Below are 22528 nucleotides of genomic sequence, written 5' to 3' on the forward strand. Positions count from 1 at the left end.
GCCCGCTTGACGGCCTGCCGCCGGGCGCCAGTTCGTCTCTCATGAGACCGCTCCTCGCCGCCGCGGCCCTCGTCGCCGCCTTCGCCGCCCCCGCCTTCGCCGCGGGGCTCGACGCCTATCTCTGGAAGTCGCGACCCGTGATCGTGTTCGCGCCGGAGCGCGACCAGCCCGAAGCCGCCGACCAGCTGAAACGGCTCGCGGCCGCGCGCGCGACGCTCGAAGACCGCGACATGCCGGTCTTCGTCGTGACCAGGCGCCAGGTCTCGCCGCTGTCCGGCGGCCGCGCGCCTGCGACGCTCAACGCGCAGGACCTCCGCAAGACTTACGGCGTCGCCGACGACGCCTTCGCCGTCGTGCTCGTCGGCAAGGACGGCGGCGAGAAGCTGCGTTCGGCGGAGCCCGTCGAGGCCGCGCGCCTCACCGACCTCGTCGACACGATGCCCATGCGCCAGGGCGAGGCGCGCTGAGCGCCGGAGCGGTCGCGATCACGAGCCGGTGACGGCGCGCCTCCGCCCAAAGGTGGCCATGCGCGTCGTCCATGCTAGCCTCTGCTGCGTAAAGCGTCGGGCGGACCGCCCGAAGGAGGCCGGGCTTTGACCGAGAGCCGCGACACCGAACATCGCCGGGACGACGCCGGAGCCCGCCCGCTGGTCGAGCGGGCGATCGCTCGGGCGCGGCTCGCGCTGATGTGGGAAGGCGCCTGGCCCTGGCTCGCCGCGGGTTCGATCGTCGTCGCCCTTTCCTCGCGGTCTCCTGGTTCGGCCTGTGGGACGCGCTGCCGCCGTGGGGCCGCATCGTCGGCGTGGCGCTCTTCCTGTTCGCGTTGCTGACGGCGCTCGCCCCCCTCATCCGCTCGGTCGTTCCCGACCGGCGCGCCGCGCTCGGCCGCGTCGACCGCGCGACCGGCGTCGCGCACCGGCCCGCGACGAGCCTTGACGACGAGCTCGCCTCGGTCGCGGGCGAAGACCCGATGACCCGCGCGCTGTGGGCCGCGCATCGCGACCGCATGCGGCGCGAGGCCGGCCGCCTCAAGGTCGGCGCGCCGCGCCCCGGCTCGCCGCGCGCGATCCTTACGCGCTGCGCTTCCTCGTCGGCCTCGTGCTGGTCGCGGCCTTCGCGGTCGCCGGCTCCGACCGCGGCGCGCGCGTGGCTGCGGCCTTCGATTGGACCTCGCCCGCCGCCGACGTTCCGCCCGCGCGGCTCGACGCCTGGGTGGCGCCGCCCGGTTATACGGGCCGCCCGCCCGTGTTCCTCACCGCCCGCGCGGCCGGCGCCGGCGAGCCGCGCCCCGAGGAGCGCGCCGCGGCGCTTCCCGCCGAGCCCGGCTCCGACGTCGTGTCCGTGCCGGCGAACGCCACGCTCGTGATCCGCGGTTCCGGCGGCGCGGTCGCGGTGGAGGCCAAGGGCGGGGCCGAGCCGGTCGAGACGCCGGGCCGCCCGCCCGAAGGCGTGGTCGAGCGCCGCTTCAAGCTGACGGCCGACGCCGAGGCGCGCGTGATGGCGGCCGGCGCGCCCGACCGCGTCTGGCGCTTCACGGTGATCCCCGACCGGACGCCCTCCATCGAGCTGACGCGGCCGCCGCAGATGAACGCGCGCGGCACCGCCACCCTCGCCTATGAGGTCAAGGACGACTATGGCGTCGCCGGCGCCGAGGCGCGCTTCGAGCTGAAGCCGCAGATCTTGCCGAAGACGCCCCGCTACGCCCGCGGCTACACGCCGGGCGAGGACGCGGCCGGCGCGCGCCGGCCGCTCTACGAGGCCCCCAAGGTCGCGCTCGGCCTGCCGCGCGCCCGCGCCAAGGAAGGCAAGGCCGAGACGCCGCTCGACGTCATGGAGCATCCCTTCGCCGGCGCGGACGCCGTGATGACGCTCGCGGCCCGCGACGAGGCCGGGCAGGAGGGGCTTTCGAAGCCACACGAGATCAAGCTTCCGGCGCGACTTCACCAAGCCGCTCGCGCGCGCGCTCGTGGAGCAGCGCCGCACTCTCGCGCTCGACGCCAACGCCAAGCCGCGCGTGCTCTCGGCGCTTCGGGCGCTCAACCTCTATCCCGAGCAGTTCACCACCGACGCCGCGGTCTATCTCGGCGTCACCACCGCCTATCGCCGGCTCGAGATCGCAAAGTCCGACGACGAGCTGCGCGCGGCGGCCGACTATCTCTGGGAGATCGCGCTCCGCATCGAGGACGGCGACCTGCCGGACGCCGAACGCGAGCTGCGCGCCGCCGAACAGAAGCTGCGCGAGGCGCTGGAGAGGGCGCCTCCGAGGAGGAGATCAAGAAGCTCACGCAGGATCTCCGGGCCGCGCTCGAGAAGTTCATGAAGGAGATGGCCGAGCAGCAGCGCCGCGATCCGAACGCCCAGCAGCAGCAACAGGCCCAGCAGGGCCAGCGCGGCAAGGAGATCCGTCCGCAGGACCTGCGCGACATGATCGACAAGATGGAGAAGCTCGCCAAGGACGGCGCGAAGGACGCCGCCAAGCAGGCGCTCGCCGACCTCAAGAACATGCTCGACAACCTAAAGAACGCCCAGCGCAGCCAGCCGAGCCCCGAGCAGCAGGCCCAGCAGCAGCAGCTCAACAAGCTTCAGGAGATGATCCGCGAGCAGCAGAAGCTGCGTGACCAGACGTTCCAGCAGTATCGCCAGAACGACCGCCAGCAGCGCAACCAGCGCAGCCAGCAGAACCGCCGCCAGCAGCAGAACCCCGAGGGCGAGCAGGCCATGAAGGACCTCGCCCAGCAACAGCAGCGTCTGCGCGAAAAGCTCGACCAGCTGCGCAAGGAGCAGGGCCAGAGCGGCGAGCAGGAGCAGGGACAGGAAGGCCAGCAGGCCGAGCGGCAGGAGGGCGAGCAGGACGGCCGCCAGCGCCGCCCCGGCGGCGAACAGGGCGCGGGCCAGGAGGAGCAACAGGGCGAGTCCGACCAGCCGGGGCAGAACGCGCTCGGACAGGCGGGCAAGAGCATGGGCGAGGCTCAAGGGTCGCTCGGCCAGGGCCAGACCGGCGAGGCGCTCGACCAGCAGCAGAAGGCGCTCGAGCAGATGCGCAAGGGCGCGCAGGCCATGGCCGAGGCGATGCAGCAGGGCCAGGGCCAGCCCGGGCAGCAGGGCCAGGAGGGCCAGCAGGGCGCGCAGAACGGCGAGGAAGGCCGTGACGACGATCCGCTCGGCCGCCCCGTGCGGCGGCGCGAGAGCGACGGCGACACCACCAAGGTGCCCGGCGAGATCGACGCCCAGCGGGCGCGGCGCGTTCTGGAGGAGCTCCGGAAGCGTCTCGGCGAGGCCGACCGCCCGCGCGACGAGCTCGACTACATCGAGCGCCTGCTCGCGCCGTAAAGGCGCCGCGGCGCCCTTGCGGGGAGGCGAGCGGCCCGCGATCCGGGCGGCTCAGCCGGCCTTCGGCGGATCGAGCAGCGTCGCGACGAGCTCGCGCAGATCGGCGACGTCGCCTGCGATGCGTCCGTCGCCGCGGCTCGACGAGGCGTAGAAGATGCCGTCGAGCTGGAGGCTGATGGTCCGCGCCGCGCGGGCGACGTCGACCGCCCTGAACTGTCCGGCCGCGACGCCGCGGGCGATGCAGTCCTCGAGCAGCCCCTGCTCGAACGCGTAGAACTCGGCGATCAGCGCGCCGGCGCCCGTCCTGTCGTCCCTGGACGCGGAATGGTCGGACATCAGCTGCGTCATCCGCGTGACCGTCTGGGCGATCGAGAGATGCATGTCGAGCCACGACATGATCTCGGCGCGCGGATCCGCGGCGGCGGCGCGCACGGCCGCATAGCCGTCGTGGAGCTGCTCGATCGCGAAGCCCAGCGCGCGGCGGAATAGATCCTCCTTGCTCTCGAAGTAATGGTAGATCAGCGCCTGGTTGACGCCGCAGGCGGCCGCGATGTCGCGCATCGTGACGTTGGAATAATGCCGCTCGGCGAAGAGCCTCAGCGCCTCCTCGAGGATTTCCCCGGTGCGCTCGGCGGGCGCGAGACGCCGCCTGGCGCGCGCGGGCTCGCGGGGCGCCGCCCCCGCCGCTTCGCTGTCCGCCTTGCGGGCGCCTCGCGCCTTTCTCACGGGCGCCCTCCTCGAAACTGAGCGTCTTCGTCCACGTCCCGGCGCCTCAACTTTGCGCTGCGCAATTCCGCCATGCCGAGCCATATTAAACACGCGTTTAATAACGGCGTCGAGCTTTTGACCGAGGCTTCGCCGATCACGGGTTCAAGTGAAGGGACCGCCCCATGGCCGACAAGCGCTTCCACCTCGCCTGGTTCATGAACTTCACGCCGGACGAGTGGCGCGAGCCCTTCGGCCAGGGCGGCCTGCCGTGGGACGGGCGGTTCTATGTCGAGATGGCCCAGACGCTCGAGCGCGCCTGCTTCGACTACATAATGATCGAGGACAAGCTGATGGTGCCGCAGACCTTCGGCGGCTCCACCAAGGCCTCCCTCAACCACGGCATGATGGTGCCCAAGCACGATCCGGCCCCGCTCGCGGTCGCCATGGGCATGGCGACCTCGCGGCTCGGCGTGGTGGCGACCATGTCCACCATGGCCTACCCGCCCTTCATGATGGCGCGCCTTTCCTCCACCATCGACAGCCTGACGAGAGGCCGTTTCGGCTGGAACATCGTGACGAGCGCGGAAGATCTCGCGGCGCAGAACTTCGGCATGGACAAGCTGCCGCCGCGCGACCAGCGCTACGAGATGGCCGACGAGTATATGGAGGTCATGAACAAGCTGTTCGCGAGCTGGGACAGCGACGCGGTGGTCCTCGACCGGGACGCCGGCGTCTATGCCGACGACACGAAGGTCCACACGATCGATCACGTCGGCAAGTACTACAAGGTCCGCGGCCCGCTCAACACCGTTCCCTCGCCCCAGCAGCGGCCGCTCTACGTGCAGGCCGGCGCCTCGCCCAAGGGCCGCGACTTCGCGGCGACGCACGCCGACAGCATCATCTCGGTGGCGAGCGGCGTCGCCTCGATGAAGGCGTTCCGCGAGGACATCCGCGCCCGCGCCGAACAATTCGGCCGCGACCCGGACGAGATCAAGGTGCTGTTCTGCGTGACGCCGACGCTCGGCGAGACCGACGCCGAGGCGCGCGAAAAGTACCAGCGCATGCTGAACTCGCCGCACTTCATCACCGACACGCTGGCCTCGCTCTCGGCCATCACCGAGATCGACTTCGCGCAGTACGACCTCGACAAGCCGCTGCCCGAAAAACTCGTCACCAACGGCGAGTCCGGCACGCTCGACAAGTTCCAGCAGTGGGGCAGCGGCAAGACGCTGAAAGAACTGGTGGTCGACGGCGGCGGCGGGCTGGTTTCATCCGTGGAGCTCGTCGGCACGCCCGACACGGTCGCCGACCGCATGGGCGAGATCATGGAGGAGGTGGGCGGCGACGGCTTCCTGATCACGACGCCGGTGCTGCGCGTCAGCCGCCGCTTCATCGTCGAGATCGCCGATGGGCTCGTGCCTGCCCTGCAAAAACGCGGTCTTGCGCGCACCGCCTACGCTCACGAAAAACTTCGCGACAACCTCCTCGAGTTCTGACGGGCGAAAGGCGGCACGCGATGGACAAGGCAGCAGACGCCGGACCGATCTCCAAGGAGCGCTATCGCGACGCTATGGCGGCGGTCGCGGCCGCGGTGAACGTCGTCACGACCGATGGTCCGGCCGGCCGCGCGGGCTTCACCGCGACGGCTGTCTGCAGCGTGACCGACGCGCCGCCGACGCTGCTCGTCTGCGTCAAGCGCGACAGCTCGGTCGGCGAGGCGTTCCATGCGAACGGCGTCCTCTGCGTCAACACGCTGGCGCCGGAGCACGAGACCCTCTCCAACCTCTTCGGCGGGCGCACGCCCGTCGAAGAGCGGTTCGCGGCCGCCGACTGGATCATCGGTCCGAGCGGCGCGCCGGTCCTCAAGGGCGCTCTCGCCTCTTTCGACTGCAAGATCAGCAGCATCGTGGACGTCGGGACGCACGCGGTGCTGTTCTGCGAGGTGCTGGGCGTCGGGGGCGGGGAAGGCCGCGAGGGGCTGATCTATGTCGGCCGGCGCTACGACACGGTCACGGCCTTCGCGATGGCGGCCGAGTGAGCGACGGCGGAGCAAGCGGCGACGCGCCTCCCGCGCATCCGCTCGATCTGACGGCGCGGGAGATCGCGGCGGGCGTGCGGAGCCGGCGCTTCTCCGCCGTCGAGGTCATGCGGGAGTCGCTGCGCCGCGCGCGGGCGACGCAAGGATCGTTCAACGCCTTCGTGCTGATCCGGGACGAGGCCGCGATGGCGGCCGCCCGCGAGGCCGACGCGGCCGTCGAGGAGGGCCGCGCGACCGGCTTCCTCCATGGCGTGCCCTTCGCCGCCAAGGACCTGACGCCGACCGCAGGCGACCTCACCACGCTCGGCTCCTGGAGCTCGGGCGACGTCGTCCCCACCGAGAGCGCGCTCTACGTCCGCCGCCTGCAGGCGACGGGCGCGATCCTGATGGCGAAGACCACCACGCCGGAATTCGCGCATTCGAGCCTCACCTGGAGCCCGCGCTTCGGCGCGACGCGCAACCCGCGCGATCCGAGCCGCACGCCCGGCGGCTCCTCGGGCGGCTCCGCGGTCGCGGTCGCGACCGGCGTCGTGCCATTCGCGGAAGGGTCGGACATGGGCGGCTCGGTGCGCATCCCGGCTTCGTTCTGCGGGGTCGTCGGGCTGAAACCGAGTCTCGGCCGGATCCCGATGACGATCCTGCCGAGCGTGTTCGACGACATCTCGCATTTCGGGCCGCTCGCCCGCACGATCGACGACGCCGTCGCATTCCTCGAGGCGACCTCAGGGCCGAGCGACGAGGACATCGGCTCTCTGCCGCTGACCTTCGAGCCCGGCCGGACGCAGGATTCGAGCTTGGCCGGTAAGCGCTTCGCACTGTCGGTCGATCTCGGCTTCTACGCCGTCGAGCCGCAGGTCGAGGCCGCGATCCGACGCGCGGCCGAGGCCATGCGCGCCGCAGGGGCGATCGTCGAGGAGGTCGCGCTGCCCTGGACGCGCGCCGTCGTCGACGAGTGGTACGAGGTCTGGTGCGTGTTCATGTCGGCCTATTTCGGCGACCGCCTCGCGGGCTTCCGCGACCGCATGGACCCCTCGATGGTCGCCATCATGGAGCGCGGCTTCGCCAAGGACGCGACGAGCTACAAGCGCGTCGAGCTGCTGCGCACCGCGATGTGGCGCGACATGGCGAGGCTGTTCGAGAGCTACGACGCGCTGCTCTGCCCGACCTGCGCGGTCACCGCGCCGCCGGTCGAGAAGGTCGACGGCGACTATTTCGGCGAGGACGCGAGCGGGCGTCTGATCGGCCTCGACATGACCTGCCCGTTCAACTTCACGCCGCAATGCCCGGCGCTGTCGGTTCCCGTCGGCGTCGCGGCCGACGGGCTTCCGGTCGGCCTCCAGATCGTCGGCCGACGCTTTGCGGACGAGTCCGTTCTCGCCATCGGCCGGGGCGTGGAGCGGCTCGGGCTCGGCTAGACTTCCGCCGTCACCGGAAGAGGTTCGTCGAGGCGAGGTCCATCACCTCGTCGCCGCGGCCGTTGATGATGGCCTTCAGCATATAGAGGCTGAAGCCCTTGGCCTGTTCGAGCTCGATCTTCGGCGGGATCGACAGCTCCTGCCGCGCCACATGGACGTCGACGAGCGCCGGCCCGTCATGCGCGAAAGCCTGCGCAAGCGCGTCGTCGAGTTGCCCGGAGCTCGTGACCTTCAGACCGCGAATGCCGGCGCTTGTCGCGAGCGCCGCGAAGTCCGGGTTCTCCAGGGCGACATTGGTGTCGAGATAGCCCGCGGCCTTCATCTCCATCTCGACGAAGCCGAGCGAGCCGTTGTTGAAGACGACGATCTTGATCGGCAGCTTGAGCTGCTTGGCGGTGAGCAGGTCGCCCATCAGCATGGCGAAGCCGCCGTCGCCCGACATCGATATCACCTGCCGGCCCGGATAGGCCGCCTGCGCGCCGAGCGCCTGCGGCATGGCGTTGGCCATCGAGCCATGGCGGAACGAGCCGAGGATACGACGCTCTCCGTTCATCGTCAGATAGCGCGCGGCCCAGACCGAGGGCGTGCCGACGTCGACCGCGAACACCGCGTCCCTGGCCGCCAGCGCGTCGATCCGGCGCGCCACATATTGCGGGTGAAGCGGCTTGCCGTCGGCGGCGGGCTTGGCGAGATCGTCGAGGCCCTTGCGCGTCCGTATAGTGCTTGCGCGCGGTCTCGACGAAGCCGCGATCGCGGCCCGGCCGGATCTTCGGCATGAGCTCCGCAATCGTCGCCTTGACGTCGCCCACGATCCCAAGCGCGAGCTGCGCGCGGCGGCCGAGGGCGCCCGGCTCCCTGTCGACCTGCACGATCCTGGCCTTCGGCGGATAGAAGTTGCGGTAGGGAAAGTCGGTGCCGAGCATCAGCAGCGTGTCGCAGGACATCATCGCCTGATAGCCGGACGAAAAGCCGATCAGCCCCGTCATGCCGACGTCGAAGGGGTTGTCGTATTCGACGAACTCCTTGCCGCGGAAGGCGTGGACGATCGGCGCGCCCAGGGCGTCGGCGAGCGCCACCACCTCGTCATGCGCGCCGGCGCAACCCGCGCCGCAGAGCATCGTCACGGCGTCGGAGCCGTTCAGCAGTTCGGCGAGCGCCTCGACGTCGGCGGCGTTCGGCAGCAGCCGCGGCTCGGACAGCTTCGGCCAGTCGGACCGCGCGCCCTCCGGGGCCGCCTTCAGCGCGACGTCGCCGGGGATGACCAGCACCGCGACACCCTTGCGGCCGATCGCGGTGCGCATGGCCCGGTGCAGAATCTCGGGCATCTGCCGCGGGTCCTGCACCATCTCGCAGAAATGGCTGCATTCGCGGAAGAGCTCCGTCGGGCGGGTCTCCTGAAAATATTCGAGGCCGATTTCGCTGGACGGAATGTGGGCCGCGATCGCGAGCACGGGCACATGGTTGCGGTGGCAATCGTAGAGCCCGTTGATGAGGTGCAGGTTGCCCGGCCCGCAGCTTCCGGCGCAGACCGCAAGCTCGCCGGTCAGCGCTGCTTCCGCGCCGGCCGAAAACGCCGCCACCTCCTCGTGGCGGACATGCATCCAGGAGATCGACTTCTGCCGCCGGAGGCTGTCGTTCATCGCGTTGAGGCTGTCGCCCGTGACGCCCCAGATGCGTTCGACGCCGGCGTTGGCCAGCGTCTTGACGAGGAGATCGGCGATCGTCTGAGCCATGGGTCGCTCCGGAGAGTGCAGTTTTTGGAACGCGACGGGCCGATCCCGCCGCGATCCAGACCAAACAGGCGGCTCGCCCTGGGCGTTCCGCGCGCAGGGCAGCCATGAGCCGCCTGCGCCGGCCGCCGATCAAGCCGGCGCAGGCGCCTCGTCGCGCCTCGGCTCCTTGAGGCGGAACCAAGCGACATAGAGCGCCGGCAGGAACAGCAGCGTCAGCACCGTGCCGGCGATGATGCCGCCCATCATCGCGAAGGCCATCGGCCCCCAGAAGATCTCGCGCGCGATCGGGATCAGCGCGAGGCTCGCGGCCGAGGCGGTGAGCAGGATCGGCCGCATCCGGTGCTCCGAGGCCTCGACCACAGCGGTCCAGCCGTCGAGGCCCTCCCCGCGCAATTCCTCGATCTGCATCACGAGGATCACCGAATTGCGGATCAGGATGCCGATGAGCGCGAGCACGCCGAGGATCGCCACGAATCCGAGCGGCGCGCCGCTCGGCACGAGCGCCGCCACCACGCCGATCAATCCGAGCGGCGCCACGACGACGACGAGGAACAGGCGCGCGAAGCTTTGCAGCTGGAACATCAGGATCGTGGTCATGGTGAGCAGCATCACCGGCACGACCGCGATGATCGGCCCCTGCCCCTTGCCGCTCTCCTCGACCGCGCCGCCGGTTTCGAAGCGGTAGTCGGACGAGAGTTTCGACGTCACCGGCTCGAGCTTCGGCGCGAGTTGCTTGACCACCGTGGCGGGCTGGATGTCCCCGATCACGCTCGCCTTGAGCGTGATGGTCGGGATGCGGTGGCGCCGCCAGACGATCGGCTGTTCGGACTGGTAGGAGAGGTTCGCGATCGCCGCGAGCGGCACGGTCTGGCCGCTTCCCGTGCGGATCTGGAGGTTCTGCATCGATTCGATCGACGAGCGGTCGACGTCGCGCGCGCGCGCCACGACGTCGATGAGATAGATCGAGTCGCGCACCTGCGTGATGGCGGAGCCGCCCACGATGCCGTTGAGCGCCGTCGAAACGGATTCCGACGTCACGCCGAGCTGCGCGGCCTTATCCTGCAGCACGTCGACCTTCACCACGCGGCCGGGCTCGTTCCAGTCGTACACCACCTGGCCGAGGTTCGGATGGTCGCCCATCACGGCGGCGATCTTCGCCGCGACGCGGGTGCTTTCGAGGTCGGGGCCCCCGATCCGGTACTGCACCGCGCGGCCGACCGGCGGCCCGATGTCGAGCAGGTGGACGAACACGTCCGTGCCCACGAATTCGTCCCGCCCGATCTTGTCGAGCTTGGCGCGCAGCCGTTCGCGCGCCTCGATGCTCTTGGTCACGATGACGATCTGGCCGTAATTGGGGCTCGACGGCTGGACGTCGAAGGACAGCAGGAAGCGCAGCGCGCCCTGCCCGACATAGGACGACCAATGCTCGACGTCCGGATCGCCCTCGAGATGCTTCTCGAAGCGGTCCATCTGCGCGCGCGTCTCGGTGATCGAGGCGTTCTGCGGCGCGGTCCAGTCGACGATGACCTCAACGCGTTCCGACGACGGGAAGAACTGCTGCTGCACGAAGCGCATGCCGAACACCGCGGTCGCGAACATCGCGACGGTGGCCGCGATCGTGACCCATTTCCACCACCGACAGGATCAGCAGCCTCTGGAACCCACGCGTGAAGAAGCCTTTCTTCTCGGCGTGCTTCTTGAGCGTCTTGGGCAGCATGGTGACGCCGAGCAGCGGCACGAACAGCACCGCCACCACCCAGGACACGATGAGCGCGACCGCGATCACCACGAACAGCGTGAAGGTGAACTCGCCGGCGCCGCCATTGTTGAAGGCGACCGGAAAGAAGCTGACGATCGTGACCACCGTCCCGGTCAGCATCGGGAAGCGGTGTGGCTGTAGACGTAGGTCGCGGCCTTCTCGAGCTTGTCGCCGAGTTCGAGTCTGGCGATCATCATCTCGACCGCGATCATCGCGTCGTCGACCAGCAGGCCGAGCGCGATGATGAGCGCGCCGAGCGAGATGCGCTGCAGCGAGACGCCGTAGAGCTTCATCGCCAGGAACGTGATGGCGAGCACCAGCGGGATCGTCACCGCCACCACGAGGCCCGCGCGCACGCCGAGGCTGATGAAGCTGACGATGAGGACGATCACCACCGCCTCGATCAGCGCCTCGACGAAGCCCCAGACGGCGTCTGCGACGAGCTCCGGCTGGTCCGACACCTTGTGCACCCCGACGCCGATCGGCAGGTCGCCCTCGATCTGGCGCATCTTCTCGGTGAGCTGATCGCCGAAGATGGTGAGGTTCGCGCCCGGCTTCATGCCGATGGCGAGGCCGATCGCGGGCTTGCCCTGGTAGCGGAACAAGGCCTGCGGCGGATCCTGATAGCCGCGCGTGATGGTGGCGACGTCGCCCAGTCGGAAGAAGCGGTCGTTGATCCGCAGGTTGATGGCCCTGAGGCTCTCCTCCGACTGGAAGGAGCCGCTGACGCGCACGCTCACCCGCTCGCCCCTGGCCTCGATCACGCCCGAGGGCGTGATCGCGTTCTGGCCCTGCAGCGCGCTCACCACCATCTGTTGCGTGATGCCGAGCGCCGCGACCTGGCGCGTCGAGAACTCGAGATAGATCACCTCGTCCTGCGCGCCGACGAGCTCGACCTTGCCGGCGTCGCGCAGCGTCAGGATCTTCGAGCGCACGCTTTCGACGTAGTCGCGGAGCTGGCGCTGGGAGAGGCCGTCCGAGGTGAAGGCGTAGATGTTGCCGAAGACGTCGCCGAAAATCGTCGTCGAAGAACGGCCCCTGCACGCCCGAGGGCAGCTCGGACCTGATGTCCGAGATGATGTTGCGGATGCGCAGCCAGTAGCCTTGGACGGATTTCCCGGGCGTGGTGTCCTTCAGATAGACGTAAAGCGTCGTGCGGCCCGGGGCGTTGATGCTCTTGACGTAGTCGAGCGCGTCGATCTCCTCGAGCTTCTTCTCGATGCGCTCGGACACCTGGGTCATGGTGTCCTCGACCGTGGCGCCGGGCCATGTCGCCTGGATCACCATGGTCTTGATCGTGAAGTCCGGGTCTTCGGCGCGGCCGAGGCTGAGATACGACATCAGTCCCGCGACCGCGAAGACCATCATGAAGTACCAGATCAGCGAGCGGTGCTTGAGCGCCCAGACCGAGAGATTGAACGGCTCGCGGCCCGTCGCTTCGCCGCCGTCGGGCGGACTGGCTCCTTCGGCGCTCACTCGCCCGCCCCCAGCTTGACGGCCTGACCCTCGGACAGGCTGTTGGCGCCTGCGATCACCACCCGCTCGCCGGCGGGCACGCCGCCGGACAACCGGACGATGCGGGCGTCCCGATGCGCGATCTCGACTCCGACGCTGCGAACCGTCTTGCCGTTCTTGTCCACGATCCAGACGCGAGGCGCTCCGTCGCGCTCGAACACGGAGGTCGTCGGAAGTTCGATCGAAGGATCGCCGGTCGGACGCTGGGGCGCGGCGAAGATCGTCGCGCCAAGTCTGAAGGCCTCCTGCGGCCGCTCGAGCGTGATCTTGATCCGCCTCAGCCGCGTGGCGGCGTCGGCCTCGGGCGCGATCTCGCGCACCTTGCCGTCCGCGACGACGGTGGGGTCGGCCTGCAGCGCGACGCGGAACGGCGCGCCCGGGGCTAGCGCCTGGGCGACGTCGTCGGGCACGTCGACCACTGCCTCGCGAATGTCGGTGCGCGCGAGCGTCATCACGCGCATGCCGGGCGACGCCATCTGGCCGACCTCGGCGTAGACCGCGGTGACGACGCCGTCGAGATCGGCCGCAAGAGTGGTGTAGCCGAGTTGCTCCTTGGCCTTTGCGAAGCGGGCCTCGGCCTGCTGCACCGAGGCGGCGGCGGCGTCGAGAGCCTGCTGCGCGGCGTCGAGATCGGCCTGGGTGTAGACGCCCTGCTTGACGAGCGTCTGCGTGCGATCCTTCTGCGCGCTGGTCTTCTCGAGCTGCGACTTCGCGGTCACGACCTCCGACTGCGCCGACCGGACTGCGAGCTGGTAGGTCAGCGGATCGTTGGTCGCGATCGTCTGCCCGACTTTGACCAGATCGCCGACGTCGACGTTGCGGCTGATGATCCGCCCCAGCACCTGGAACGCCCGGTCGGTCTGGTAGCGGGGCTCGACGACGCCCGCGAAACCGATCCTCTTGGCGTCGGCGGGCTCGGCGACCACCGACAGCACGGGGCGGACGACCGGCGGGGGCGGCGGATCTTCGCCGCAGCCCGCAAGCGGAGCCGCGCAGACGGCGGCGAAAAGGCAGGAGCGAAGCGTCACGGCTGTCCCTCCGGCTTCGGCGCCGCGCCGCCGGTCTCGAAATCGACCGTCTGGCCAGGCCTCAGAAGCTGGCCGCCGCGGGTCACGACCAGTTCGCCGGCCTTGAGCCCATCGTTCAGCACCAGCTGGCCGGTGCGGTAGCCGAGAACGTCGACCTTGCGCAGCGACGCGGTCTTGGCGTTCGGATCGACGATCCAGACGGCGGGCTTGCCGTTCTCGGCGAAGAAAGCCGTCCAGGGCAGCACGATGGTGTCGGCGGGCTTGAAGCGCCCCGCCCCCTGCACCGGCGCGCCGAGGCTCATCTCCGGCGGCGGCCTGTCGAGCGCGATCTTGACCCGCACGGTCCCGCGCGCGGCGTCGACGGTGGGCGAGACCTCGCGCACCACGCCGATCGTCTTGATCGCCGGGTTGGAGAGCAGCGTGATCTCGACCCGCTTGTCGGGCGGCGGCTTTGCGGGCAGCGCCTCGAACACGTCGAACACCGCGTCGCGCGCGCCGTCCTGCGCGACCGTGTAGACCGCCTGCGCGACCGCCACGACCTGCCCGACCTCCGCGGTGCGCGCCGTCACCACGCCGTCGGCGTCGGCGCGAAGCTCGGTGTTGGCGAGCGCGTCCTCGGCCGAACCGAGCGCCGCTCTCGCGCCGTCCAGCCCCGCCTTCGCGCCGTCGAGCGCCTGCTTGGCGCTGTCGAAGTTCGGCCGGGTGGTGAAGCCCTGACCGATCAGATCCTTCTGGCGCGAGAAGCTCGACTCGGCCTCCTTTAGCGTCGCCTCCGCCGAGGCGACCCCGGCCTTCGCCGCGCTCACGTCGGCCTCCTGCTGGGTGGTCTCGAGGCGGGCGAGGATCTGCCCCTTCGTCACATGGTCTCCCACCTCGACATTGCGCGCGGCGATGCGCCCCTCGATGCGGAAGGCGAGCTGGCTCTGGATCCGCGCCGCGATCTGTCCCGTGAGCGCGACCTCAGGCGCGAACTGCGTGAGGGCGACGGGCGTGACCTCGACCTCCGTCACGTGCTTGGGCGGCGGCGGCGGAGCCTCGCCGCAGCCCGACAGGGACGCGAGGCCGGCCGCGACAAGAAGTTTCCCAGCGACGCCGCGACGCCGTGATCGACCTCCGCTCCCTGGCAGCACCATGAGCACCCCCGGCTGTATCGAGACTGCGAACGTGGACGACGCTCTCGGAAAGACGACGACTGACTGATGCCCCCGGCTGTCGCCAAGGATGGGAAGAGAAACCCGCCGTCACAGGTTCTGGTGACGCGCCGCCAAAAGTAAACCTGTGGCCCCAACGTTATGCGGGACATAATCGAGGGCTTTGAGAGCCCGGCGCCGCCTTCTCGCGCGCGCTCGAAAGTTCCGTCGAACGCGCGGCGCCCGTCCCCAAGGCCTCAATCTTCGCGCGAGGCGGCCGCGGGTTCTTCGGCACGCCGCCTCTACGCCGGCGACCGCCATGAAGCCGCTTGGCCGGACGGCCGAGCGAGCCGCGACGAGCGTGGCCCGCTTTGCTCCGACGCGGTGTTGAAGGGCGGGCGGCTGCGCGGGCGCGGCGGATCGGATAGGATCGAGCCCGTTCGTTCAGGGCATGGACGCGCTCCCGGCGCGGAAAGCCCGCTCCCACGCGGCGACGAGATTCGTGACGCTCAGCGAGCTCCAGTACGAAGGCCTGTGGGTCACGGCGCTGCATGTCGCCATCGCGACCGCGACCTCTGTCCACGTGCTGCTGCGAAAGCGCGACGTGCGGGCGGCGATCGGCTGGATCGGGGTCGCGTGGCTCTCGCCGGTGTTCGGCGCCGCGCTCTACTTCTTCTTCGGCATCAACCGCGTCCACCGCAAGGCGCGGCGGCTGCGCGGCGTCAGCCATTCGCAGACGCGCTCGGATCCCGACGCGCGCGAGATTTCGGCGCAGGACCGTCTCGCCACGGCGGTCGGAGCCATCACCGGGCTCGAACGCGTCGACGGCGTGGTGGAGGCTGTCCTCCAGTCGGGCGACGAGGCCTATCCGGCGATGCTCGCGGCGATCTCGCAGGCCAGGACCAGCGTCGAGCTCTCGACCTTCATCTTCCGCACCGACTCCGCAGGAACGCCGTTCGTGGAGGCGCTCGCCGCAGCGCATGAGCGCGGCGTCGCGGTGCGCGTGCTGATCGACGGCATGGGCGGCGGCTATTTTCGTTCGCCCGCCTGGCGGGCGCTGCGGCGGCGCGGCGTTCCGGCCGCGCGGTTCCTGCATTCGGCCTGGCCGTGGCGCATGCCGCTGCTCGACCTCCGGCTCCACAAGAAGGCGCTGATCCTCGACCGGCGGCTCGCCTTCGTGGGCGGGCTCAACATCGCCGGCGAGAACGTGCTGGCGCGCCCGACCGACGAGCCGGTCCGCGACACCCATTTCCGAGTCAGCGGCGCGGTCGTCGACCAGATCGCCGACAGTTTCGACGAGGACTGGGCCTTCGTCACCGGAGACGACGTGCCGGAGACGCCCGCGAGGCCGTCCGCGGACGGGCCGCCCGCCCGCGCGGTGGTGTCCGGGCCGGACCAGACGGTCGACCGCCTCGTCCTGACGCTGCTCGCCGCGATCGCCTCCGCGCGCCGGACGATCCGGATCGCGACGCCCTATTTCCTGCCCGACGAGCGGCTGATCACCGCCCTTCAGGTCGCCGCGCTGCGCGGGGTGGAGGTCAGGATCGTCACGCCCGCGGTCAACAATCACCGACTCGTCGCCTGGGCCTCCGACGGGCATGTCCGGCCGCTGCTCGAGGCCGGCTGCCGGCTCTTTCGCTCCGAGCCGCCTTTCGACCACTCGAAGCTCATGACGATCGACGACGTCTGGTGCCTGATCGGCAGCGCGAACTGGGACGCGCGCAGCCTGCGCCTCAATTTCGAACTGACCGTGGAGCTCTATGACGCCGCGCTCGCGGCGCGGCTGTCCGGGCTCATCGATTCGAAATGCGCCGCGGCCGCCTCGCTCGAGGAGCTCGACGCCAAGCCGCTCGCGATCAAGCTGCGCGACGCGACCGTCCGGCTCGCGTCGCCCTACCTGTAACCGACCAAGGCAACATCCGCCCCGTGAAGGTCGCGACCTACAACATCCACAAATGCGTCGGGACGGACGGCCGCTCGCGGCCGGACCGCATCATCGCGGTGCTGAAGGAGATCGGCGCCGAGGTGGTGGCGCTGCAGGAGGCGGACCGGCGCTTCGGCCAGCGCATCGGCCTGCTCGACCTCGAGGCGCTGCGGCAGGAGACGGGCCTGCGGCTCCTCGCCCAGTCGGACGCGCCTGACGGCCATGGCTGGCACGGGAACGCGCTCCTCGTCGCGCGCGAGCCGGTGTCCTACCGGCGCACCCGCATCCGGCTTCCAGGCGTCGAGCCGCGCGGCGCGATCCTGGTCGATCTCGACCTCGGCGACGGTCCGTTCCGCATCATCGCAGCGCATTTCGGCCTGCTGCGCCGCTCGCGGGTGAGCCAGGCGGGCGCGATCGTCTCCGCCTTCGGCCGCCTGCCGCCGATGCCGACGGTCCTGCTCGGCGACCTCAACGAATGGCGCGCGCGCCGTGGCTCCTCGCTCAACGTGTTCGAGCCCCTGTTCGGCGAGCCGAAGCCGCTGGCGAGTTTTCCCTCGCGGCGGCCGATGTTCCCGCTCGACCGCATCTTCGGCTGGCCGCGCGGGCTGGTGCACGACCACGCCGTCCACGACACGCCGCTCGCGCGCAAGGCCTCGGACCACCTGCCGCTGACCGCCAAGGTGGACCTGTCGGGCCACGGGCCGGCCTTCCTTCAGTCCGTCCCCGACGCGACGACGCCGGACGCGGCGCCGACCGCCGGACCCGACGGCTCGCGGCTCCGGCGCGCCAGAAGGCTGATCTCGGTCACGAGCTTGCGGCGCAGGGCGCGCGAAAAGTCCTCATAGCCCTGCGCGACCAGCAGGAACGCGCCGGGACCGCCGATCACGTGGTCGCGGTACCATCGGTCGAGCGTCGTCGCCTCCTGGTCGGGCCGCGAGGGAAGCTCGCGCAGGCCGAAGCCCGGCTTCCTGAAGGCCCCCACCCCGACCACGTCGTTTTCTCCCGGCACCAGGATCGGGAGGCCGTTGATGGTGGCTCCAAGCGCCAGCACCGCGTCGCGCTCCTCGTGGATCTCGCGGACGTCGCCGCAATTGTCGATGCCGTCGCCCGAGACGTCGACCACGAGCGTCTCGACCGGGTTTGGCAGCGCCGGAATGAGCGTCTGCGAGACGACGCGCAGCATGCCGCCGATGCAGGTGAACTGACCGGGCTCGCGCGGGATGCGCCGGACTTCGTCGGCGAACGCCCTCGCGTCTGAAAGAGAGGCGACACGGCGCCAGCCGACCGAGACGCGCGCGCCGTCGGCCCAGGTGACGACCGAGAGCCAGACGCCCGCGCCGCCGGTCGCCGAAATCGCCGACAGCGTCACCGGATCCTCCAGCGCCTCCGCGATCCCTTCGAGCTGGAGGTTGTAGCGGGCTTCGTCCACCGAGCCGGAGACGTCGATCGAGAGAACCAGCGCGGTGGCGGGCCGCGCGTCCTCCGCCTCGCGGGCGGGCGCGCCGCCGATCGCGGCCGCGCAGATGAGCGCGACGGCGACGAGACGGTTCGCGAAGCCTTCGATGACGGCCCTGCCCTTCAGCGCGGCGCTCCCTCGCGTTCCTGGTTCGACGACGCGCGGACGATCGGCCATCGCGCGGCCGCGCGATACCGGAACAAAGGTCAATAGGCGCGCCTCGGCCTCGCCCGAAAGTGGAAGCCCGCTACCCTTCACGAAATCCGGCGCTAGACCCTCTGAGCCAAGGGGCGGAAAGCCCAAGACGCAAGAATCCAGAGGGAGCGGAACAATGATCAAGCGCATTTCGGCTGTGGCCGCCGTGGCGGCGCTCGCCGCGACGCCCGCCTTCGCGGTGACCGTCACGGAAACGACCCCCGTCACCGCCCCGCCCGACAAGGTGTGGGCGACGATCGGCGACTTCTGCGGCATCGCCCAATGGCATCCGGCGGTGGAGGGCTGCACGCTGGTCGAGGGCGGGGCGAAGCCGGTCCGCCGCCTGCAGCTGAAGGGCGGCGGCGAGATCGTCGAGGAGCTCGTCGGGCGCGACGAGGCGGCGATGACCTACACCTACGCGATCCTCGAAAGCCCGCTCCCGGTCTCAAACTACATCTCGACCATCCAGGTGAAGTCCGCCGGCGCGTCCGGAGGCTCGACCATCACCTGGACGGGCGACTTCCAGGCCAAGGGCGCGAGCGAGGCCGAGGCCAAGACCGTGATCGACGGGATCTATGTGAAAGGCCTCGCCGGCATCGTGGACGGCGCGACCAAGTAACCCTGACGAACGAAAGATCCGCGGGGGCGGCGCAGACGCGGCCCCCGCGGGACGCGCTCAGGACGAGAGAGCGGCGGCGTTGTCGCGCGCGTAGTCGGCGAGCGTGCGGGGCGCATGGCCCGACAGCGTCTCGACGTCGCCGGTGGTCGGCGCGGTGTGGCCCGCGCGGACCGGCTCGAAGATCGTCGCCAGAAAGCGCGCATAGTCCTCCGGGACGCCGCCCGAGACCAGCGCGGCCACGAAGGTCTCGTCGTCGATCGCGCGGTAGGCGACAGGACGGCCGAGCGCGCTTGAGAGGACTTCGGCCGCCGCGGCGTAGCCGAGCGCCTGCGGGCCGGTGAGCGTGAAGGCGTGGCCATCGAAGCGATCGCTCGTCAGCGCGCCGACTGCGCTGTCGGCGATGTCGCGGGCGTCGACGAAGCTGCTCGCGCCGTCGCCTGCCGGAAGCGCGATCTCACCGACCGCGACGCCCGGCTTCCAGAACGTGTGGAAATTGTCCGCGAACCAGTTGGGCCGAAGGATCACGAAAGGCCCGCCCGCTCGCCTCGACGGCGCGCTCGACGCGCCGATAGGGATTGGCCTCGTCGGCGTCCGCGCCCATCACGGTCTGCAGCACGATCTTGACGCCGCGCGCCGCCGCCGCCTCGACGACGGGCAGAAGCCGGCCGGGCACGTCGGTCGTGCCGGTGGCGCCAGCAGATACGCGCCGTCGACCACTTCCAAGGCGGGCCCGTAGGTCGCCGGGTCGCCGAAATCGAACCGCACGCCCTCCGCGCCCTCGATCGGCGCTCCCGAGCGCGACGCCGCCTTCACGGACACGCCCTTCGCCACGAGCGCCCGCACGAGAGGACGTCCGACAGTGCCGCTCGCGCCGAGAACCAGAACCTTGCTCGCCATCTTCGTCTCTTGGTATCTAATGGAAACCATGTTACGAAGCGATACATAGACGCCTCTCGCGCGGGCCGTAAGAAGGCACGCGGGAGTGCGCTGGTTTCCGGTCGGAAACCTTTCAGCGTCTTGGAGAACAGGCGATGCGCCAGCAATACGACGTCTACGCCATGCGCTGTCCGACGCGGATGGTGCTGGACCGGATCGCGGACAAATGGGCGCTGCTGCTGCTCGACCGCCTCGCAGAGGAGCCGATGCGCTTCAACCGCCTAAGACGGGACATCGAGGGCCTGTCGCAGAAGGTGCTGTCGCAGACGCTGAAGCGCTTGGAGCGGGATGGGCTCGTCTTTCGCGAAGCCTTCGCCACCGTTCCGGTCACGGTCGAATATTCGCTGACGCCGCTCGGCCGCACTCTGAACGAGACGGCCTCAGCGCTCGCCCACTGGGCGGAGCGCAACATGGACGAGATCCTCCAAGCGCAGGCGGCCTACGACCGGAAGACGAGCGGGGGGAGCTAGCCTCTCCCGAACGCCCGCCTGTGCGCGGGCCGCTCGGCGATGCGGCTGAGATAGCCGGCGAAGCGCTCGGGTCCCGGCAGCTTGCCCCAGCCGGCGAGCCAGCCGAGGAACGAGCCGATCGTGAGATCCGCGGCGGTGAAGCTCTCGCCCTGGAGCCAGGGGCCGGGCTTCAGCGCGGCCTCGACGCGCTCCAGCGCCTCGTCAAAGCTCGGCCAGCCCGTCATCACCGGCGACGGCGCGTCCTTGCGCGGAAAGAACGCGTCCATCAGCGCCGGTTCGAGCACGCTCGCCGAATAGACGATCCAGCCGAGATAGGGCCCGCGCTCGAGCGAGCCCGGCGCCGGCGCAAGGCCGGCCTCGGGAACCGCGTCCGCCACGTGGATGACGATCGCGGCGGATTCCGTGACCACGACCTCCGCGGTCCCCTCCGGACCGCGGTCGACGAGCGTCGGGATCTTGCCGTGCGGGTTGAGCGCCAGGAACTCGGGCGACTTGTGCGTCCGGGCTTCGAGGTCGTGGGAGACGAGCTCGTAGGGCGCGCCCGTCTCCTCCAGCAGCCACTTGATGCGCTGGGCGCGCGACTGCGGATGATGGTGCAGCACGAACCGGGCGGCGGCCATTGGGCTCTCCTCGCCAAAGACGGCCAGCGGTCGGGCGACCGCCGGAACCGGGGCGTCATCCCTGCCGAAGAGCCGGGATCCGGGAACACGGCCCAGAACGGCGGCGCGTCCGACGCGTGTTCCGCAGGCGTCCTTTGGCCTCAGACCTTGGGCGCGGACGCCCCGGAGGCGAGGAGATCGCGGATCTCGGCCAGCAGCTTGACGTCGGCCGGCACTTCCGCGGCCGGCGCGGGCTTGGCCTCTTCCCTTTTCTTCATCCGGTTCATCGCCTTGATCACCATGAATAGGATGAAGGCGATGATGATGAAGTTGATGGTGATGGTCAGGAAGCTGCCATAGGCGAGCACCGCGCCCTGCTTCTTGGCGTCGACGAGCGCGGGCGACGTCACGGCGGACGACAGGCCGACGAAGTAGTTCGAGAAATCCAGGCCGCCGATGACCGCGCCGACGATCGGCATGAAGATGTCGGCCACGAGGCTTTCGACGATCTTGCCGAAGGCCGCGCCGATGATGACGCCGACCGCGAGGTCGACGACGTTGCCCTTCATTGCGAATTCTTTGAACTCTTGCACCATCGACATGGCGGAACCCCCTGTAACGGCCGGCAGATGACAAAACGCCGGCTATGCCGTTAGAGGTTATCGAGCCCGGCGAGCGATTGGCAAGACGACGGCGCGCAATGACTTGGCGCGCGACAGGATTCGTCTCAGTCAATCGCCCGCGCGTCAGGCTGTGCGAGGAGACGGCTCAAGTTGCAGGGTTGGATCGTGTTGACCGTCGCGGCGGTCTATCTGGCGGCGCTGTTCGCGCTCGCCGCCTGGGTCGACCATTCGCGCCCGCGCTGGACGGAAGGGCGACTCCGGCCGCACCTCTATGCGCTCGGGCTTTCGGTCTACTGCACCGCCTGGTCGTTTCTTCGGCGCGGTCGGCTTCGCGGCCTCGGCCGGCTGGAGCTTCCTCGCGCTTTCGATCGGCCCGGCGCTTGCGCTTGCGCTCTTCACCCCGGCGCTGAAGCGGATCGTCCGCCTCGCGAAAGAGCGCAACATCACCTCGATCGCCGACTTCATCGGCGCGCGTTACGGCAAGAGCGAGCGTGTGGCGGGACTGGTCGCCGTCGTCGCGATCGTGGGCGCGACCCCTTACGTGGCGCTGCAGCTCAAGGCGATCGCGACGTCGGTCGCCATCATGGCGGGCCCCAGCAGCGAGTTCGCGATCGATCCCGCGCTGGTCGCGGCCGCCGGGCTCGCGCTGTTCGCCATGCTGTTCGGCGCGCGTCAGGTCGCCGCCACCGAACGGCAGGAAGGGCTGATGCTGGCGGTCGCGGTCGAGTCCGTGGTCAAGCTCGCGGCCTTCCTGATCGTCGGCGGCTTCGTCACCTTCTGGCTGTTCGACGGCTATTCCGGGCTGATCGGCCGGGCCGCGGCGACCGCGGTCGTCTCGCCTTTCGCCACCGCGCCGTCTCCTGCGCACTGGGTCGCGCTGACGGCGCTGTCCTTCGCGGCCTTCCTGCTGCTTCCGCGCCAGTTCCACGTCGCCGTTGTCGAGAATCGCGACGAGGCCGACGTCGGACGCGCCGCCTATCTGTTTCCCGCCTATCTCGTCGCCTTCAACCTGTTCGTGCCGGCCGTCGCGCTCGCCGGCCTCGTGACCTT

The 22528-nt window shown here is 70.0% G+C and carries 13 protein-coding genes and 5 pseudogenes; 9 read left to right on the forward strand and 9 right to left on the reverse strand.

Features of this window, described 5'->3' with window-relative positions; all coding sequences use genetic code 11:
- Positions 1-41 precede the first annotated feature (41 nt).
- Both K6K41_RS11585 and K6K41_RS11590 read left to right on the forward strand, forming a co-directional pair.
- On the forward strand, positions 42-467 hold the full coding sequence (locus K6K41_RS11585) for a DUF4174 domain-containing protein (protein ID WP_261405168.1): 426 nt from the start codon (positions 42-44) through the stop codon (positions 465-467).
- A 221-nt stretch (positions 468-688) separates the two neighbouring features.
- Positions 689-3330, forward strand: a pseudogene (locus tag K6K41_RS11590) (TIGR02302 family protein).
- A 51-nt stretch (positions 3331-3381) separates the two neighbouring features.
- On the opposite strand, the gene K6K41_RS11595 reads toward K6K41_RS11590, so the two are convergent.
- On the reverse strand, positions 3382-4056 hold the full coding sequence (locus K6K41_RS11595) for a TetR/AcrR family transcriptional regulator (RefSeq protein WP_261405170.1): 675 nt from the start codon (positions 4054-4056) through the stop codon (positions 3382-3384).
- A 164-nt stretch (positions 4057-4220) separates the two neighbouring features.
- Here K6K41_RS11595 and K6K41_RS11600 point away from each other — a divergent pair, with 164 nt between their 5' ends.
- The 3 genes from K6K41_RS11600 to K6K41_RS11610 are packed head-to-tail and all read left to right on the forward strand — an operon-like array spanning position 4221 to position 7491.
- Positions 4221-5534, forward strand: a complete 1314-nt coding sequence (locus K6K41_RS11600) for an NtaA/DmoA family FMN-dependent monooxygenase (protein WP_261405171.1) — start codon at positions 4221-4223, stop codon at positions 5532-5534.
- 20 nt (positions 5535-5554) lie between these two features.
- Complete coding sequence (locus K6K41_RS11605) at positions 5555-6076, forward strand: flavin reductase (RefSeq protein ID WP_261405172.1); 522 nt, start codon at positions 5555-5557, stop codon at positions 6074-6076.
- Positions 6073-7491 carry an amidase gene (locus K6K41_RS11610; RefSeq protein WP_261405173.1) on the forward strand — a complete coding sequence of 473 codons (1419 nt, stop codon included), beginning with the start codon at positions 6073-6075 and terminating at the stop codon, positions 7489-7491. Before K6K41_RS11605 ends, K6K41_RS11610 begins: the two co-directional genes overlap by 4 nt.
- Positions 7492-7501: 10 nt before the next feature.
- Here the strand turns inward: K6K41_RS11610 and poxB are convergent.
- The 4 genes and pseudogenes from poxB to K6K41_RS11630 all read right to left on the reverse strand — a co-directional run bounded on the left by poxB (position 7502) and on the right by K6K41_RS11630 (position 14659).
- A pseudogene (poxB, locus tag K6K41_RS11615) lies at positions 7502-9224 on the reverse strand (ubiquinone-dependent pyruvate dehydrogenase).
- A gap of 129 nt (positions 9225-9353) precedes the next feature.
- Positions 9354-12351: pseudogene (locus tag K6K41_RS11620) on the reverse strand (efflux RND transporter permease subunit).
- 104 nt (positions 12352-12455) lie between these two features.
- Entirely contained in the window at positions 12456-13526 is a 1071-nt protein-coding gene (locus tag K6K41_RS11625) for an efflux RND transporter periplasmic adaptor subunit (RefSeq protein ID WP_261405174.1), read from the reverse strand.
- On the reverse strand, positions 13523-14659 hold the full coding sequence (locus tag K6K41_RS11630; RefSeq protein WP_261405175.1) for an efflux RND transporter periplasmic adaptor subunit: 1137 nt from the start codon (positions 14657-14659) through the stop codon (positions 13523-13525). Before K6K41_RS11630 ends, K6K41_RS11625 begins: the two co-directional genes overlap by 4 nt.
- Before the next feature lie 448 nt (positions 14660-15107).
- Here K6K41_RS11630 and K6K41_RS11635 point away from each other — a divergent pair, with 448 nt between their 5' ends.
- Both K6K41_RS11635 and K6K41_RS11640 read left to right on the forward strand, forming a co-directional pair.
- Positions 15108-16559 carry a phospholipase D-like domain-containing protein gene (locus K6K41_RS11635; RefSeq protein WP_378146948.1) on the forward strand — a complete coding sequence of 484 codons (1452 nt, stop codon included), beginning with the start codon at positions 15108-15110 and terminating at the stop codon, positions 16557-16559.
- A pseudogene (locus K6K41_RS11640) lies at positions 16463-17182 on the forward strand (endonuclease/exonuclease/phosphatase family protein); the annotation flags it as partial. The gene K6K41_RS11635 and the pseudogene K6K41_RS11640, both read left to right, overlap by 97 nt.
- Before the next feature lie 110 nt (positions 17183-17292).
- Here K6K41_RS11640 and K6K41_RS11645 read toward each other — a convergent pair.
- Positions 17293-18213: a DUF1194 domain-containing protein gene (locus K6K41_RS11645; protein ID WP_261405177.1), complete on the reverse strand. Its 921-nt coding sequence runs from the start codon at positions 18211-18213 to the stop codon at positions 17293-17295.
- Positions 18214-18367: 154 nt separating this feature from the next.
- Between K6K41_RS11645 and K6K41_RS11650 the strand changes: the two genes are divergently transcribed.
- Positions 18368-18850, forward strand: a complete 483-nt coding sequence (locus K6K41_RS11650) for an SRPBCC family protein (RefSeq protein WP_261405178.1) — start codon at positions 18368-18370, stop codon at positions 18848-18850.
- A gap of 57 nt (positions 18851-18907) precedes the next feature.
- On the opposite strand, the pseudogene K6K41_RS11655 reads toward K6K41_RS11650, so the two are convergent.
- A pseudogene (locus K6K41_RS11655) lies at positions 18908-19747 on the reverse strand (SDR family oxidoreductase).
- A 134-nt stretch (positions 19748-19881) separates the two neighbouring features.
- Between K6K41_RS11655 and K6K41_RS11660 the strand changes: the two are divergent.
- Positions 19882-20256, forward strand: coding sequence for a winged helix-turn-helix transcriptional regulator (locus tag K6K41_RS11660; RefSeq protein ID WP_261405179.1), 375 nt, complete (start codon positions 19882-19884; stop codon positions 20254-20256).
- Here K6K41_RS11660 and K6K41_RS11665 read toward each other — a convergent pair.
- Both K6K41_RS11665 and mscL read right to left on the reverse strand, forming a co-directional pair.
- Complete coding sequence (locus K6K41_RS11665) at positions 20253-20876, reverse strand: glutathione S-transferase family protein (RefSeq protein ID WP_261405180.1); 624 nt, start codon at positions 20874-20876, stop codon at positions 20253-20255. The two genes, K6K41_RS11660 and K6K41_RS11665, sit on opposite strands and share 4 nt — an antisense overlap.
- A gap of 140 nt (positions 20877-21016) precedes the next feature.
- Complete coding sequence (gene mscL / locus K6K41_RS11670) at positions 21017-21451, reverse strand: large conductance mechanosensitive channel protein MscL (protein WP_261405712.1); 435 nt, start codon at positions 21449-21451, stop codon at positions 21017-21019.
- Between the last annotated feature and the right edge of the window lie 1077 nt (positions 21452-22528).

The organism is Chenggangzhangella methanolivorans (assembly GCF_019797865.1).
Taxonomy (GTDB): domain Bacteria; phylum Pseudomonadota; class Alphaproteobacteria; order Rhizobiales; family Methylopilaceae; genus Methylopila; species Methylopila methanolivorans.

Excerpts from the sequence above, each read along its gene's own strand:
- K6K41_RS11585 (WP_261405168.1), top strand. The coding sequence starts at position 42 with ATGAGACCGCTCCTCGCCGCCGCGGCCCTCGTCGCCGCCTTCGCCGCC.
- K6K41_RS11600 (WP_261405171.1), top strand. The coding sequence starts at position 4,221 with ATGGCCGACAAGCGCTTCCACCTCGCCTGGTTCATGAACTTCACGCCG.
- K6K41_RS11605 (WP_261405172.1), top strand. The coding sequence starts at position 5,555 with ATGGACAAGGCAGCAGACGCCGGACCGATCTCCAAGGAGCGCTATCGC.
- K6K41_RS11630 (WP_261405175.1), bottom strand. The coding sequence starts at position 14,659 with ATGGTGCTGCCAGGGAGCGGAGGTCGATCACGGCGTCGCGGCGTCGCT.
- K6K41_RS11635 (WP_378146948.1), top strand. The coding sequence starts at position 15,108 with ATGGACGCGCTCCCGGCGCGGAAAGCCCGCTCCCACGCGGCGACGAGA.
- K6K41_RS11645 (WP_261405177.1), bottom strand. The coding sequence starts at position 18,213 with ATGGCCGATCGTCCGCGCGTCGTCGAACCAGGAACGCGAGGGAGCGCC.
- K6K41_RS11650 (WP_261405178.1), top strand. The coding sequence starts at position 18,368 with ATGATCAAGCGCATTTCGGCTGTGGCCGCCGTGGCGGCGCTCGCCGCG.
- K6K41_RS11660 (WP_261405179.1), top strand. The coding sequence starts at position 19,882 with ATGCGCCAGCAATACGACGTCTACGCCATGCGCTGTCCGACGCGGATG.
- K6K41_RS11665 (WP_261405180.1), bottom strand. The coding sequence starts at position 20,876 with ATGGCCGCCGCCCGGTTCGTGCTGCACCATCATCCGCAGTCGCGCGCC.
- mscL (WP_261405712.1), bottom strand. The coding sequence starts at position 21,451 with ATGGTGCAAGAGTTCAAAGAATTCGCAATGAAGGGCAACGTCGTCGAC.